The sequence below is a fragment of the Polaromonas sp. C04 genome, from assembly GCF_002002705.1.
Classification (GTDB): domain Bacteria; phylum Pseudomonadota; class Gammaproteobacteria; order Burkholderiales; family Burkholderiaceae_C; genus Rhodoferax_A.
Window position 1 is genome coordinate 166,336 of sequence record NZ_MUNS01000028.1, and the last position, 14,989, is coordinate 181,324.

Consider the following 14,989-nt stretch of genomic DNA (forward strand, 5'->3'; position numbering starts at 1 on the left):
ATCGGAAGTTTAAGGTGCGAGTCGCAGCCAACCTGGCCGCACCGGTGCGCCCATCTTCACCACTGCCGCAGCCGCTTGCGACCTACACTGATCTCTATCCAGGAGATCATCATGGCTATCGAAAAAAGAGCGGCAGCACAAGAATTCATCAAAGCTGAGGCGCAGTTCTGTGCGCACAACTACCATCCGGTGCCGGTCGTGGTGGAGCGCGCACGCGATTGCCTGGTGTGGGATGTGGAGGGCCGCGAATACCTCGACATGATGAGTGCGTATTCCGCCGTCAGTCACGGCCATCTGCACCCGCGGCTGGTCGCGGCGGCCACGCGCCAGCTGGGCCAAGTGGCAGTCACCTCGCGCGCGTTTCACAGCACGGTGCTGGGGCCGTTCCTGGAAAGACTCTGCCGGCTCGCCGGCTTCGAGCTGGCGCTGCCGATGAACACCGGCGCCGAGGCGGTGGAAACCGCCATCAAGGCGGCGCGCCGCTGGGGCCACCGCGTCAAGGGAATCGCCGACGGCACGGCCGAAATCCTGGTGGCGCGCAGCAACTTCCACGGCCGCACCACCACCGTGATCAGCGCCTCGAGCGAGCCCGACTACAAGGCCGGTTTCGGGCCGCTCACGCCCGGCTTCAAGTTCTTCGATTTCGGCGACATGGCCAGCGTGCGCGCGGCCGCCTCGCCGCGCACCTGCGCCGTGCTGGTCGAGCCGATCCAGGGCGAGGCCGGCATCGTGCTGCCGCCGCCCGGCTTCTTCACCGAGCTGCGCGACTGGTGCACCGAACACAACATCCTGCTGGTCCTCGACGAGGTGCAGTCGGGCCTGGGGCGCACCGGGCGCTGGTTCGCGTTCGAGTACGAGGGCATCCGGCCCGACGCGCTGATCCTGGGCAAGGCGCTGGGCGGCGGGCTGCTGCCGGTCAGCGCGTTCCTGGCCGACCACGCGGTGATGGACGTGTTCACGCCCGGCAGCCATGGCTCCACCTTCGGCGGCAATGCGCTGGCCGCGACAGTCGGGCTGGAAGCCCTGCAGGTGATGGAAGACGAGAACCTGGTGGCGCGCAGCGCGGCGCTGGGCGGCCATTTGCTGGCGCGGCTGCAGGCGGTGCAGCTTGCGGCCGCGCCGCTGATCCACGCCGTGCGCGGCCGCGGCCTGTGGGTCGGCGTGGAGATGGACCCGGCGCTGGCCGATGCGCGCGAGGTGGTCGAGCGCATGGCGGCGCACGGCGTGCTGTCCAAGGAAACCCACGAGACGGTGATCCGTTTTGCCCCGCCGCTGACCATCGGCCGCGATCAAATCGACCGGGCCGTCGATGTTTTTACGCAGATTGTCCTTGCCATGCGTGCAAAGCTTGCTCTACATTCGGGAGCAAATGCGCCATCGCCACGGCCCTTGCAGGAGACCACCGCCATGAGCGATGCGCCGCCCGTCGCCCCAGAACCTGCCGCGGCGCCGGCGCCGCATCTGTTGATGAGTCCGCCCGACTACTTCGAAGTCAGCTACGCCATCAACCCCTGGATGGACCCGACCCGCTGGTCGCTCGACGCGCGGCGCCTGTCGCAGGACGCGCACACCGGCTGGGTCGCTCTCAAGGCCCGCTACGAAGCGCTCGGCGCCCGGGTGGTGGTCAAGCCCGCCGCCCACGGCCTGCCCGATCTGGTGTTCACGGCCAATTGCGCCGTGGTGCTGGACGGCAAGGTGGTGCTGGCGCGCTACCTGAATGACGAGCGCCGGGGCGAGGAGGCGCACGGCCAGCGCCTGTTCGAGCAATTGCTCGCGCGCGGCGAGGTCGATTCACTGCACCGCACGCCCGAGGGCGTGTTTTTCGAGGGCGCGGGCGACGCCATTTTCGATGCCGGGCGCGGCATCATGTGGATGGGCCACGGCCAGCGCTCCAGCCCGCAGGCGCGCCACACGATCGAGCAGGTGTTCGGTATCCCGACCCTCGCGCTGGAGCTGGCGGACCCGCGCTTTTACCACCTCGACACCTGCTTTTGCCTGCTCTCGGGCGGCGAAGTGCTGTACTACCCCGAGGCCTTTACCGAGGCGGGCCGCGCGCAGATCCGGGCCGTGGCGGGTGCGCAGCTGATCGAGGCCGGCGCCGACGATGCGCTGCACCTGGGCGTCAACTCGGTGTGCATCGCCCGCGATGTCGTGATGTGCCACTGCAGCGAGCCGCTGCGCGAGCTGCTCACCGCGCGCGGCTACCGCGTGCATGTGGTGCCGCTGGGATCGTTCAACCGCTCGGGCGGTGCGGCCTATTGCCTGACCCTGAAGCTGAACAATCTGTACCGGGGGCGCAGCGCGCAAGCCCACCAACGGTGGGCCAAGGCCGCGTAAACTTGCGCACTCATGCAGCTCGCTCCGGCCCAACTCCCGCAACACCTCCAGCGCGGACTCAAACCCCTGTACACCCTGCACGGCGACGAGCCGCTGCTGATCCAGGAGGCGGCCGACGCGCTGCGCGCCGCGGCCCGGAGCCAGGGCTACACCGAGCGTACGGTGCACACGGTGGCCGGCGCGAACTTCGACTGGAGCGAGGTGCTGGCGGCGGGCGGCTCGCTCAGCCTGTTTGCCGACAAGCAGATCGTCGAGGTGCGCATTCCCTCGGGCAAGCCCGGCAAGGAGGGCAGCGCGGCGCTGCAGCAACTGGCCGCGCAGGCGCAGGGCAATGACAGCACGCTGACCCTGGTGCTGCTGCCGCGGCTCGACAAGGCGACCAAATCCGGCGCCTGGTTCGCCGCGCTGGAGAGCTTTGGCGTCACGCTGCAGGTCGAACCGGTAGAGCGCGGCGCGCTGGCGCCCTGGATCGCCCAGCGCCTGCAGGCCCAGGGCCAGCGCGTTGGCGCGGGCGAGACCGGGCAGCGCACGCTGCAGTTTTTTGCCGACCGGGTGGAGGGCAATCTGCTGGCGGCGCACCAGGAAATCCAGAAGCTGGCGCTGTTGTACCCGCAGGGCGAGCTGACGTTCGAGCAGATCGAGTGCGCCGTGCTCAACGTCGCGCGCTACGACGTGTTCAAGCTGTCCGAGGCGGTGCTCGGCGGCCAGATCGCTCGCGTGGCGCGCATGCTCGACGGGCTGCAAGCCGAGGGCGAGGCCGAGGTGCTGGTGCACTACACACTGGCCGAGGACATTCGCGCCCTCAAGCGCGTGAAGGACGCGATTGGCGCAGGGCGCCCGCTGCCCATGGCGCTGCGCGAGCAGCGCATCTGGGGCCTGAAGGAGCGCCTGTTCGAGCGCGCGCTGCCGCGCCTGAGCGACACCGCGCTGGCCAATCTGTTGTACGCGGCGCACCAGGTCGACGGCATCGTCAAGGGCCTCAAGCAACCCGACTGGCCGGAGGATGGCTGGCAGGCGCTGCACCGGCTCGCGACCACGCTGTGCCGCGAGTGCGCGGTGCTGCCCGCCAGAGGGGCCGGCACGCCGCTGCGTGCCAAAATAGGGGCATGAACGCACCCAGTGACACCCCCACGCTTGCCGCTTCGCGTGCTGCGCTGCCCCCCGAGGGGGCGCTCGGGTCCAAGAGTGGCCCGTCGGCCCTCGACATCGCCGACTACACCCGGACCCTGGGTTTGCAGGCAAAAGCGGCTTCAGCCCTGATGGCACGTGCGGATACAGCTATCAAAAATGCAGCACTTCGCAAACTTGCAAGCCTGCTGCGCAGCAGCGGCCCGGCGCTGCAGGTGGAGAACGCGAAGGACATCGAGCGCGCCGTCGCGGCCGGCCTGGCCGCGCCGCTGGTGGACCGCCTTAGGCTCAGCCCCAAGGTGCTGGAGACCTGCGCTCAGGGCTGCGAGCAGCTGGCCGCCATGCCCGACATCATTGGCGAGATCACGGCGCTGCGCCAGCAGCCCAGCGGCATCCGCGTCGGCCAGATGCGCGTGCCGATCGGTGTGTTCGGCATGATTTTCGAAAGCCGCCCCAACGTGACCATCGAGGCCGCCAGCCTGTCGATCAAGAGCGGCAACGCCTGCATCCTGCGCGGCGGCTCGGAGGCGATCGAATCCAACAAGGCGCTTGCGAAACTGGTGCAGCAGGCGCTGGTCGAGAGCGGCCTGCCGGCCCACGCGGTGCAGCTGGTGCAGACCACCGACCGCGAGGTGGTCGGCCAGCTCATCACGATGCCGCAGTTTGTCGACGTGATCATTCCGCGCGGCGGCAAGGGGCTGATCGAGCGCATCTCGCGCGATGCCAGGGTGCCGGTCATCAAGCACCTGGACGGCAACTGCCATGTCTACGTCGACGATCCCTGCGACATCGACATGGCCGTCAGGGTCGCCGACAACGCCAAGACCAGCAAGTACAGCCCCTGCAACGCCAGCGAAGGGCTGCTGGTGGCGCGCGGCGTGGCGCAGGAATTTCTGCCGAAGATCGGCGCCATTTACGCGGCCAAGGGCGTGGAGATGCGCTGCGACCTGGAAGCCGCACAGATCCTGCGAGCGGCCGTTCAACCCGGCTCTGTTGAGGGCCGGCGTGCGCCGATAATCGAGGCCGCCACCGAGCAGGACTGGTACGAGGAATACCTCGCGCCCATCATCAGCGTCAAGGTGGTGGCGGGGCTGGACGAAGCCATTGCGCACATCAACCAGTACTCCAGTCACCATACCGACGCGATCCTGACGCGCGACCACATGCACGCGCAGCGCTTCCTGCGCGAGGTCGATTCGGCCAGCGTGATGGTGAATGCCAGCACGCGCTTCGCCGATGGCTTCGAGTTTGGCCTGGGCGCCGAAATCGGCATCAGCACCGACAAGTTCCATGCGCGCGGGCCGGTCGGGATCGAGGGGCTGACGTCGCTGAAGTACGTCGTATTGGGTCAGGGCGAAGTGCGCAGCTAGGGCATTTGTGTTTGTTGCTCGCGGCACATTTGTCGGGTGGTGTCGATATCCCGCCTCGGTACGAAAAAGGAAACTCTATGAGTGCAACCATGGCCAGCCCCGCGCCGCGGCCCAAGGCGACCTTCAAGACCATTGCGGCGATCACGATTGGCAACGGCCTCGAGTTCTTCGACTTCACGGTCTATGCGTTTTTCTCGGTGATTATCGGCAGCCTGTTCTTTCCCGCCAGGGACGCGATCGACAGCCTGATGCTGGCCCTGGGCAGCTATGGCATCGCGTTCCTGGCGCGGCCCATCGGGGGCCTCGTGCTGGGCCTGTATGCCGACCGGGTTGGACGCAAACCGGCCATGACCCTGACCCTGATCCTGATGGCGGCCGGCTCGCTCGGAATGGCGCTGGCGCCCACCCATGCGCAGATCGGCGTGCTCGGGCCGATCTGGCTCGTCACGGCGCGCCTGGTCCAGGGCTTTGCCCTCGGCGGCGAGGTCGGTGCCTCCACCTCATTGCTGCTGGAGTACGCCGACGACCACAGCCGCGGCTACTTCGGCAGCTGGCAGTTCGTCAGCCAGGGCCTGAGTTCGCTGCTCGGTGCGGGCGTGGCGACGCTGCTGACCAACACCTTGCCGCATGACGCGCTCTATTCGTGGGGCTGGCGTATCCCGTTTGCCATCGGCGTGCTGATGGTGCCGCTCGGCGTCTACATCCGGCGCCACCTCGACGAAACGCTGGGCCACCGGCCGCAAGCCGGTGACAGCTCCAGGGCCAAACTCAAGGAAGTCTTCCAGACCCACGCCGGACTGGTCTGGTCGGGCGTGCTGATGATCCTCGGCGGCACGGTCGCGACCTATATCACCGTCTTCTACTTTCCCACCTACGCCGCCCAGTTCCTGCACATGCCGCTGTCGCTGACGCTGTGGGCGAGCGTCACCTCGTCCGCCATCCTGGTGCCGGTATCGGTCTTTGCGGGCCGGCTGTCGGACCGGTTCGGCCGCAAGCCCGTGATCCTGTGGTCGCGCGCGGCGATGGTCGTGCTGGTGGTGCCGGGCTTCATGCTGCTGGTGGCACACCCCCAGGGCGCCGTGTTGATCGGCGTGGTCGCGGTGCTCTCGGTCCTGCTCGCGCTGCAGGCCTCGCCGGGCATCACCTTCATTACCGAGCTGTACCCGCGCCCGATCCGCGCCACCTCCCTGTCGGTCGTGTACAGCGTGGGCGTGGCGGTGTTCGGCGGCACCGCCCAGCTCATCGTGACCTGGCTCATCAAGGTCACGGGCAGCGACCTCGCCCCGGCGTGGTACATGATCGCTGCGGCCGTGATTTCGACGATTCCGCTGCTGTGGCTCAAGGAGACGGCCGGCAAGCCGATCTGATCCGAGCGTCGTCGCGGTGGGCGCGGCACCCCATTCCCTCTTGTAACCGGCCGCGGCGCCCTCAGGTTTTAGAATCCGGTGCAGTACTCCACCGGACGACAACCAAAAAGGGCCGCATGGTTCCCCATCTCATCACGGCGCTCACGGGCCCCATCAACGAACTCGAGCAGCGCGTTCTCGACTCCATGCCCGCCATCGAGCGCTGGTTCCGGCTCGAGTGGATGGAGCACACGCCGCCGTTCTACAGCGCGGTCGACATCCGCAACGCCGGCTTCAAGCTGGCGCCGGTGGACACCGACCTGTACCCGGGCGGCTGGAACTACCTGACGCCGGAGATGCTGCCGCTGGCAGTGCAGGCGGCGCAGGCGGCGATTGAAAAAATCTGCCCCGAGGCCAGGAACCTGCTGGTGATCCCGGAAAACCACACCACACGCAACACGTTCTACCTGAGCAGCGTGGCGCAGCTGCAGCGCATCTTTCACATGGCCGGGCTGAACGTGCGCGTCGGCTCGATCGACCCCGCCGTCAAGAAAACCACCACGGTCGAGCTGCCGCACGGCGAGCACGTGACGCTGGAGCCGGTGATCCGCACCCGGCGCCGCCTCGGCCTGAAGGATTTCGATCCCTGCACCATCCTGCTCAACAACGACCTGGCCGCCGGCATTCCGGGCATTCTGGAAGACATTCATGAGCAGTACCTGCTGCCGCCGCTGCACGCGGGCTGGTCGGTACGGCGCAAGAGCAACCATTTCCACAGCTACGAAGAGGTGTCCAAGCGCTTTGGCAAGCTGCTGGGCATCGACCCCTGGCTCATCAACCCGATGTTCGGCAAGTGCGGCGAGGTGAATTTTGCACAAGGGCCGGGCATGGACTGCCTGAGCAGCAACGTCGATGCGCTGCTGACCAAGATCCGGCGCAAATACAAGGAATACGGCATCAACGAAAAACCGTTCGTGGTGGTCAAGGCCGACAACGGCACCTCCGGCAAGGGCATCATGACGGTGCGCGACGCGAAAGACCTCGAGGCGCTCGGCCGCAAAAGCAGGGCGGACTTCAGCAAGGCCGGCCAGGAAGTGGGCGATCTCATCATCCAGGAAGGCGTGCTGACCAACGAGCGCATGAACGACGCGGTGGCCGAGCCGGTGGTCTACATGATGGACCGCTACGTGGTGGGCGGCTTTTACCGCGTGCATGCGCAGCGCGGCGTGGACGAGAGCCTGAATGCTCCGGGCTCCCGGTTCGTGCCGCTGGCGTTTGCCGAGAGTACGCGCTTACCTCAGCCGGGCATGAAGCCCGGCGCCAGCGCCCCCAACCGCTTCTACATGTATGGCGTGATCGGCCGGCTCGCCATGCTCGCCGCCAGCTATGAGCTCGAAGCCACCGATCCCGACGCCGAGATCTACGACTGAGGCGCTCGGGCATGCCCGGCGCGTCAGTTGTTGCATTGCAACAATTGCGTGATTTGCGGCGTGTAGACGTTTGTACTGACGGGATGTGGCGCCTTCCAAGTGCAGAATAGCCCCCTTCAAGGCAACGCAAGCCGGTCCGGCATCAAGACCGGGTGCATCAATTAGTGGCAGCATCCAAATCATCCTTCGCGGCGCTCACGCTCGGTGCCATCGGTGTTGTCTACGGTGACATCGGCACCAGCGTCCTGTACGCGTTCCAGACGGTCTTCACGACCGGCCACGTGGCCCTCACGCACGACAACATCTACGGCATCCTGTCGATGTTCTTCTGGACATTGACGATCATCGTGTCCATCAAATACGTGGTGCTGGTGCTGCGCGCCGACAATAACGGCGAAGGCGGCACGGCCTCCATGGTGGCGCTGGCCTCCAACGCGGTCGCCAACCGGCCCAAACTGCGCGGGCGCCTGCTCGTGATCGGCATGTTCGGGGCCGCCCTGTTCTACGGCGATGGCGTCATCACGCCCGCGATCTCGGTGCTGTCGGCCGTCGAGGGGCTGGAGGTGGTGTCGCCGGCGTTCAAGCAATACGTGATCCCGCTCACGCTGATGATCCTGTTTTTGCTGTTCGTCGTGCAAAAGCGGGGCACCACCGACATCGGCAAGTTTTTCGGGCCGATCATGCTCGTCTGGCTGGCCGCGATCGGTTTGCTCGGTCTCATGCAGATCGTCGGCCACCCGGCGGTCCTGAAGGCGCTGAGTCCGTATTACGCCGTGCGCTTCATGATCAACAGCCCGGGCGTGACCTTCGTGATCCTGGGCGCCATCATCCTGTGCGTCACGGGGGCCGAGGCCCTGTATGCGGACATGGGCCACTTCGGCAAAAAGCCGATCCGCGTGGCCTGGTTCAGCGTCGTCATGCCGGCCCTCGTGCTGAACTACTTCGGCCAAGGCGCGCTGGTACTCAAGAATGCGCAGGCCGTGAAGAATCCGTTCTACCTGATGGCGCCCGACTGGGCGTTGCTGCCCCTGGTGGCGCTGGCGACCATGGCCACCGTGATCGCTTCCCAGGCCCTGATCTCGGGGGCCTTCAGCGCCACCAAGCAGATCATCCTGCTCGGCTATCTGCCACGCATCCAGATCCTGCATACCAGCGTCAAGGAAACGGGGCAGATTTACCTGCCGTTCGTGAACTGGACACTGTTCGTGGCGATCGTGCTGGCGGTGGTGCTGTTCAGGTCGTCCGAGGCGCTGGCTGCGGCCTACGGCATCGCGGTCTGCGGCACGATGCTGATCACCACGATCCTGACGTTTTACGTGGTCCGCTACGCCTGGAACTACCCGCTGCCACTGTGCATCGCCGCCACCGGCTGTTTCTTCGTGGTGGACCTGGCGTTCCTGTCCTCGAACATGCTCAAGATCCTGGAGGGCGGCTGGTTCCCGATCGTGATCGCCGGAGGTGTCTTCACGCTGATGGTCACCTGGAAAGAGGGCCGCCACCTGCTCAATGCCAAGCTGCGCACCGATGCCATCGACCTGCCGAGCTTCCTCGAAGCGGTGTTCGTGAGTCCGCCGGCGCGCGTGGCCGGCACCGCCGTATTCCTGACCGCCGAGCCCGGCATGGTGCCCAATGCCCTGCTGCACAACCTCAAGCACAACAAGGTGCTGCACGAGCAGAACCTGTTCGTCACGGTGCGCAACCACGAAGTGCCGTGGATCGGCATGGAGAAGCGGCTGGAGGTCGAGGCGCTCGGGCACCACTGCTGGCAGGTGATCATCCATTACGGCTTCAAGAACGACCCCGACCTGCCGCGCGCGCTGCAGCAGACCCGCGGCCGGGGTTGCGACGTGGAGCCGATGACAACCAGCTATTTCCTGTCGCGCGACATCGTGATCCCCACCATCGGCAGCGGCATGGCGCCCTGGCGCGAAAAGCTGTTTGCGCAGATGCACCACGCCGCCAGCGGGGCCGCCGATTTCCTGAATCTGCCGAACAATTCGGTGGTGGAGCTGGGGTCGAAGATCGAGATTTGAGGGGTTTCTCCTCATGCGAGGGCGGGAGTCGGGATGTGCGCCCGACGGCGCAGTAACTTTTCTTTGAGTGCCCAAAGAAAAGTCACCAAAAGAAAGGGCAGCCGCAGACACGGCCCCTTCGGGGTGCCTTGCGCTGCTCGGGGCAGATGGGGTCTGGCTAAACTCGCCCTGCGGGCTCAGACAACGCCAGCCCTGATCCATCTGCCCCTGCGCTGCTCAGCCGTGCCAGGACGGCGGGAGCCGAATACCAATAACCAATACCAGTGCCAGAAGAATTCAATGCCGAGTACAAGGCTCCACAAGTACGCGCCATGGCGCGTACTTGTGGGCTTGGGTATTTGGTTGCCTACTCGCCGTAATGAGGAGGCGAGTAGCGCAGACTTGAGCCGATCAGGGGCGCGCGTGTTTGAGGCGAAGCCGAGTTTGCGCGCACCCGGCTCAAGCCGAGCAACGCAGCATGCCCGTAGCGAAGCGTAGGGCCGACGAATCCGGCTCGCCTTCTCTTTGCTTACTTTCTCTTGGCGAAGCAAGAGAAAGTGAGGCGACCGCCGGGGCGCCACCCGGCCAGCAGCTCTTGCACAGAAATACAGCCGAAATACGGCCCATACCCCCCACCACGCCAGCCGTGACCCGACCCGCCGGCGTGCCGAGCCGCCCCGGCATGACGCCGACGCCAAGGGCACTGTCAGAATCCCTCCTCATGCGTTTCTTCAAAGACCTCTCCCTCTCCGCCTTCACTGCCGGCTTCGTCGCCGTGCTGGTCGGCTTCACCAGTTCGGTGGCCATCGTGTTCCAGGCGGCGCAGGCCTTTCACGCCACGCCGGCCCAGATCAGCTCCTGGATGTGGGCGCTCGGCCTGGGTATGGGCCTGTGCTCGCTGCTGCCCTCACTGCTGCTGCGCATGCCGGTGATGGTGGCGTGGAGCACGCCCGGTGCGGCCGTGCTGGCCACCGCCGGGCTGACGGGCGGCTTTTCCATGGCCGAGGCGGTGGGTGCCTTCATGGTCTGCGCCGCGCTCATCACCGTGTCCGGGGCCACCGGCTGGTTTGAAAAAGTCATGAACCGCATCCCGGTGGCGATTGCGTCGGCGCTCCTGGCCGGCGTGCTGGCGCGCTTCGGCCTGGACGCCTTTGCCGCGGCGCAGACGGCGCTGCCGCTGGTGCTGCTGATGCTGGCGACTTACCTGCTCTGCCAGCGCTGGCTGCCGCGCTACGCGGTGGTTGTCACTTTCGTGATTGCTATTATTTTCGTAGCTAGTCGTGGAGAACTGGTAGGCGCTGGCGTCGGTTTTGACCTGGCACGACCGGTGTTCACGGCGCCGCGCTTCAGCTGGAGCGCCATCGTCAGCCTGGCCGTTCCCTTGTTTGTCGTGACCATGGCCTCGCAGAATCTGCCGGGCGTGGCCGTCATCCGGGCCACGGGTTATGGTGGCGCCAAAGGCATCCCGATCTCGAAGATCATCACGCTGACCGGCCTGGTCACGCTGGTGCTGGCGCCGTTCGGCGCCTATGCGCTGAACCTCGCCGCCATCACCGCCGCCATCTGCATGGGCCGCGAAGCCCACGCCGATCCCGCCAAACGCTACACGGCGGCGGTCGCGTGCGGCGCCCTGTACATCGTGATCGGCATCTTCGGCGCCGCGGTGACGGGCCTGCTCACCGCGTTCCCCAAGGAACTGGTGGCGGCGATCGCCGGGCTGGCCCTGCTCGGCACGATCGGCGCCGGCATGGCGGCCGCGATCCGGGACGAGTCGCACCGCGAAGCCGCCATCATCACCTTCCTGGTCACGCTCAGCGGCGTGGTGATTGCGGGCGTGGGTTCGGCCTTCTGGGGCGTGGTGGCCGGCGCCGTCGCGCTATTTGTGCAACAGTACGGGCGCGCCGACTAAATTCTTACCGCCCTCTTTTGTCTCTTTCCATGAACATTCTTTTCGTTGCCGACCCGCTGGAGCATTTCAAGATCTACAAGGACACCACCTTTGCGATGATGCGCGAGCTGCAAAAGCGCGGGCACCGCATTGCGGCGTGCGAGCCCAAACAGCTGTCGTGGATGCGCGGCGGCCTGATCGAGGCCGATGTGCGCGCCATCACGCTCACGGGGGACGCCTCAGACTGGTTCAAAGTTGATGGCACACAGCGTACGGCCCTCAAGGACTTCGGCGCTGTCTTGATGCGCAAGGATCCGCCGTTCGATGCCGAATACATCTACGCCACGCATCTGCTGGAGCAGGCCGAGCGCGAAGGCGCGCGCGTCTTCAACAAGCCCGCGGCACTGCGCGACCATCCCGAAAAACTTGCGATCATGGAGTTTGCGCAGTTCATCGGCCCGACGCTGGTCACCAGCAGCGCGGCCGACATCCAGCGTTTTCATGCCGTGCACAAGGACATCATCCTCAAGCCGCTCGACGGCATGGGCGGCATGGGGATTTTCCGCGTGCGCGCCGATGGCCTGAACCTGGGCAGCATCACCGAGACGCTCAACCGCAACGGCACGCAATCGGTGATGGTGCAAAAGTTCCTGCCCGAGATCGTGCGCGGCGACAAACGCGTGCTGGTGATCGGCGGCCAGCCGGTGCCGTACAGCCTGGCGCGCATTCCGCAAGGCAGCGAGGTGCGTGCCAACCTGGCCGCCGGCGGCAAGGGCGTGGCGCAGCCGCTCTCCAACCGCGACCGCGAGATCGCGCAGGCGCTCGGGCCCGTGCTGGCGGCGCGCGGCCTGCTGCTGGTGGGCATCGACGTGATTGGCGACTACGTGACCGAAATCAACGTTACCAGCCCGACCTGCTTCCAGGAAATCTTCCAGCAAACCGGCTTCGACGTGCCGGCCATGTTCGCCGATGCGCTGGAGGCTGCGCCGTAGCGCGGCGGATGGGGTCACTGCGCCAGTGGTGCCCCGTCCACAAACACCTTGAGCTCATTCGTTGCAAACGCGGTCCAGGTCTCGTTGCTGGTCAGCGGCGTGGTCACGACCACGGCGGCGCGGTCATCGGGCGAGTTGATGTCGGCAAAGTTGACCGTCAGGTCCTGGTCGGACAGCGTGGCGTGCGCAAACGGGTATTGGCGCACCAGGTAGTACAGGCTGGTGGAGGCATGCGCCCACAGCGCCTGGCCGTTGGAGAGCAGAAAGTTGAAGTTGCCAAAGCGCCTGATTTGCGGCACCAGTTCGTGCAGCGTGAGCGTCAGCTCGGCGACGCTGGGCATGCCGGCGTGCGACTTGGCCAGCTGCTGCATCAGCCAGCAAAAGGCGCGTTCGCTGTCCGTGGTGCCGACCGGGTGAAAGCTGCCGTGCAGATGGGGGTGGTAGTCCTTCAGGTCGCCGTTGTGCGCAAACACCCAGTAGTGGCCCCACAGCTCACGCACGAACGGGTGGGCGTTTTCCAGCAGCACGTCGCCCTGCGTGGCCTTGCGCACGTGCGCCACGATATTGCGGCTCTTGATCGGGTAGCGGCGGATCAGCTCGGCCACGGGCGACTCCACCGCGCTCTGGTGGTCGACGAAATGGCGTAGCCCCCGGCCTTCGAAAAACGCGATGCCCCAGCCATCGGCATGGTGGTCGGTCAGGCCCCCGCGCTGGCAAAACCCGGTGAAGCTGAAGGTTGCATCCGTCGGGGTTTTGCAGTTGAGTCCGAGCAGCTGGCACATGGTGGGTGGCGACAAGGTGGCAATGAGGTGGCAGGCTGGAGGTGGCCCGTGGCGGGGCTCCTTCGCTATTGTGTCATTGCGCGGGCACTGCCGGCGCGGACTTTGCGTACAGTTGCCACGCCGCAACGAGTACCCATGGCAAACTGCGATGACGACTCTGGAGGCTGGGCCCATGAATTTGCCGACTGACGTACGTGCCGACCCGCCGGGCAGCCTGTGGAAACGCCGCAAGACGCCCACCGCGACCCGCGCCTACCGTTGCCAGTGCGGCCGCCCCGTGTTCTTTCGCAACAGCCGCTGCCTGGCCTGCGGCACGCCGCTGGGCTACGAGGTGCAGCGTGAGCGCGTGCTGCCGCTGCAGCCGGGGCCGCAGCAGGGCAGCTGGCAACTGAGGGGCGACAACAGCGCTGCGCTGTACCACCGCTGCCGCAACTTCGAGACCGCTGCGGGCTGCAACTGGCTGGTGCCCTATACCCCCGGTGTGCCCGACGACCACGACGGCAACGGGCTGTGCGTGGCCTGCAATCTCGACCGCACCATTCCCGATCTGTCATTTGAAGACAACGGCCAGCTCTGGGCCAAGTTCGAGGCCGCCAAGCGGCGCCTCGTGGCGCAGCTGCTGGCGCTGGGCCTGCCGCTGGCGTCGCGTGTGAACCAGGACCCCGAGCGCGGGCTGGCCTTCGACTTTTTGCGCACGCCCGCGGGCGGCCCGCGCGTGATGACGGGCCATGCCGACGGCATCATCACGCTGGACATCGAGGAGGCCGATGACGCCAGGCGCGAGGCCCTGCGGGCCGCGCTGCGCGAGCCCTACCGCACCCTGCTGGGACATTGCCGCCACGAGGTCGGGCACTACTACTGGGACCGGCTGATCCGGGACACGCCGTGGCTCGGCGACTACCGCGCCCTGTTCGGTGACGAGCGGCAGGACTACGCCGGCGCCCTGCGTCGCAACTACGGGCAAGGGCCGCCTGCCGATTGGGCGCAGCGCTTCGTCAGCAGCTACGCCAGCTGCCATCCCTGGGAGGACTGGGCCGAAACCTGGGCGCACTACCTGCACATGACGGATACGCTGGACACCGCGCTGAGCTTTGGCCTCGACGCCGACGAGGTGGAGATTGACGACGAGCCTTTCGGCCTGGACGCGCTGTGGCGGCCCGATGATGCCGGCGCCGCGCCGTTCCTGGAGTTCGTCAACTCATGGATTCAGCTCACCAGCGTGCTCAACGAACTCTCGCGCAGCATGGGCCAGCCCGATTTCTACCCGTTTGTGCTGTCGCGGGCCGTGGTTGGCAAACTGCAGTTCGTCCACCTGGTGATTCGAGCGGCGCGCGCCGACAAGCATCAAAACGGGCCGCAGCCCACTCAAGGTATGCCAAAGTAGCTACAAAATTTATAGCTACAAAGTTGTTACGTTTGTTGCCTGCGCACTCGCACAGGCCCGGCATACGCAGGCTTGGGCGCGCGCCGACGCCGGCACGCGCGCCAGCACGGAGGCGGGAAACTGAACCTGCGTGCACCAGCAAGGCGGTTGCGGCTCGCCCGTGACGCGCTGGGTTTCCATGGCGCACCGGTTCGGCGTGCCGCACAGCGGGCAGCGGCTGGGGTCGGGCGCGGTGTCGGGCAGGGTCGGGAAGGGCATATGTATCAAAAGATGACGATGTTTCAGGGCGCCATGCGATGGCGTCGATGCGGTCGTTGACT

Annotated in this window: 11 protein-coding genes; 9 read left to right on the forward strand and 2 right to left on the reverse strand. The window is 66.2% G+C overall.

The window, feature by feature from the left end; all coding sequences use genetic code 11:
* The first annotated feature begins 111 nt into the window (after positions 1-111).
* The 8 genes from rocD to gshB all read left to right on the forward strand — a co-directional run bounded on the left by rocD (position 112) and on the right by gshB (position 12,503).
* Complete coding sequence (gene rocD / locus B0E49_RS21005) at positions 112-2,337, forward strand: ornithine--oxo-acid transaminase (RefSeq protein ID WP_077561844.1); 2,226 nt, start codon at positions 112-114, stop codon at positions 2,335-2,337.
* Between the two features lie 12 nt (positions 2,338-2,349).
* Positions 2,350-3,447, forward strand: coding sequence for a DNA polymerase III subunit delta (holA, locus tag B0E49_RS08940; RefSeq protein WP_077561845.1), 1,098 nt, complete (start codon positions 2,350-2,352; stop codon positions 3,445-3,447).
* Entirely contained in the window at positions 3,444-4,835 is a 1,392-nt protein-coding gene (locus B0E49_RS08945; RefSeq protein WP_077561846.1) for a glutamate-5-semialdehyde dehydrogenase, read from the forward strand. Before holA ends, B0E49_RS08945 begins: the two co-directional genes overlap by 4 nt.
* A gap of 77 nt (positions 4,836-4,912) precedes the next feature.
* Positions 4,913-6,202 carry an MFS transporter gene (locus tag B0E49_RS08950; RefSeq protein ID WP_077561847.1) on the forward strand — a complete coding sequence of 430 codons (1,290 nt, stop codon included), beginning with the start codon at positions 4,913-4,915 and terminating at the stop codon, positions 6,200-6,202.
* Positions 6,203-6,318: 116 nt separating this feature from the next.
* Positions 6,319-7,611 carry a glutamate--cysteine ligase gene (gene gshA / locus B0E49_RS08955; RefSeq protein ID WP_077561848.1) on the forward strand — a complete coding sequence of 431 codons (1,293 nt, stop codon included), beginning with the start codon at positions 6,319-6,321 and terminating at the stop codon, positions 7,609-7,611.
* A 164-nt stretch (positions 7,612-7,775) separates the two neighbouring features.
* Positions 7,776-9,644 carry a potassium transporter Kup gene (locus B0E49_RS08960; RefSeq protein ID WP_077561849.1) on the forward strand — a complete coding sequence of 623 codons (1,869 nt, stop codon included), beginning with the start codon at positions 7,776-7,778 and terminating at the stop codon, positions 9,642-9,644.
* 700 nt (positions 9,645-10,344) lie between these two features.
* Complete coding sequence (locus B0E49_RS08965; protein ID WP_077561850.1) at positions 10,345-11,532, forward strand: benzoate/H(+) symporter BenE family transporter; 1,188 nt, start codon at positions 10,345-10,347, stop codon at positions 11,530-11,532.
* Between the two features lie 29 nt (positions 11,533-11,561).
* Entirely contained in the window at positions 11,562-12,503 is a 942-nt protein-coding gene (gene gshB / locus B0E49_RS08970; RefSeq protein WP_077561851.1) for a glutathione synthase, read from the forward strand.
* A 14-nt stretch (positions 12,504-12,517) separates the two neighbouring features.
* On the opposite strand, the gene B0E49_RS08975 is transcribed toward gshB, so the two are convergent.
* Positions 12,518-13,285: a class II glutamine amidotransferase gene (locus B0E49_RS08975; RefSeq protein ID WP_077561852.1), complete on the reverse strand. Its 768-nt coding sequence runs from the start codon at positions 13,283-13,285 to the stop codon at positions 12,518-12,520.
* Between the two features lie 172 nt (positions 13,286-13,457).
* Here B0E49_RS08975 and B0E49_RS08980 point away from each other — a divergent pair, with 172 nt between their 5' ends.
* Positions 13,458-14,669 carry a zinc-binding metallopeptidase family protein gene (locus tag B0E49_RS08980; protein WP_077561853.1) on the forward strand — a complete coding sequence of 404 codons (1,212 nt, stop codon included), beginning with the start codon at positions 13,458-13,460 and terminating at the stop codon, positions 14,667-14,669.
* Positions 14,670-14,684: 15 nt separating this feature from the next.
* Here the strand turns inward: B0E49_RS08980 and B0E49_RS08985 are convergent, their stop codons facing one another.
* Complete coding sequence (locus B0E49_RS08985) at positions 14,685-14,927, reverse strand: cysteine-rich CWC family protein (protein WP_077561854.1); 243 nt, start codon at positions 14,925-14,927, stop codon at positions 14,685-14,687.
* Positions 14,928-14,989: the final 62 nt, after the last annotated feature.

Excerpts from the sequence above, each read along its gene's own strand:
- B0E49_RS08980 (WP_077561853.1), top strand. The coding sequence starts at position 13,458 with ATGAATTTGCCGACTGACGTACGTGCCGACCCGCCGGGCAGCCTGTGG.
- rocD (WP_077561844.1), top strand. The coding sequence starts at position 112 with ATGGCTATCGAAAAAAGAGCGGCAGCACAAGAATTCATCAAAGCTGAG.
- gshA (WP_077561848.1), top strand. The coding sequence starts at position 6,319 with ATGGTTCCCCATCTCATCACGGCGCTCACGGGCCCCATCAACGAACTC.
- holA (WP_077561845.1), top strand. The coding sequence starts at position 2,350 with ATGCAGCTCGCTCCGGCCCAACTCCCGCAACACCTCCAGCGCGGACTC.
- B0E49_RS08975 (WP_077561852.1), bottom strand. The coding sequence starts at position 13,285 with ATGTGCCAGCTGCTCGGACTCAACTGCAAAACCCCGACGGATGCAACC.
- B0E49_RS08950 (WP_077561847.1), top strand. The coding sequence starts at position 4,913 with ATGAGTGCAACCATGGCCAGCCCCGCGCCGCGGCCCAAGGCGACCTTC.
- B0E49_RS08985 (WP_077561854.1), bottom strand. The coding sequence starts at position 14,927 with ATGCCCTTCCCGACCCTGCCCGACACCGCGCCCGACCCCAGCCGCTGC.
- gshB (WP_077561851.1), top strand. The coding sequence starts at position 11,562 with ATGAACATTCTTTTCGTTGCCGACCCGCTGGAGCATTTCAAGATCTAC.
- B0E49_RS08945 (WP_077561846.1), top strand. The coding sequence starts at position 3,444 with ATGAACGCACCCAGTGACACCCCCACGCTTGCCGCTTCGCGTGCTGCG.
- B0E49_RS08965 (WP_077561850.1), top strand. The coding sequence starts at position 10,345 with ATGCGTTTCTTCAAAGACCTCTCCCTCTCCGCCTTCACTGCCGGCTTC.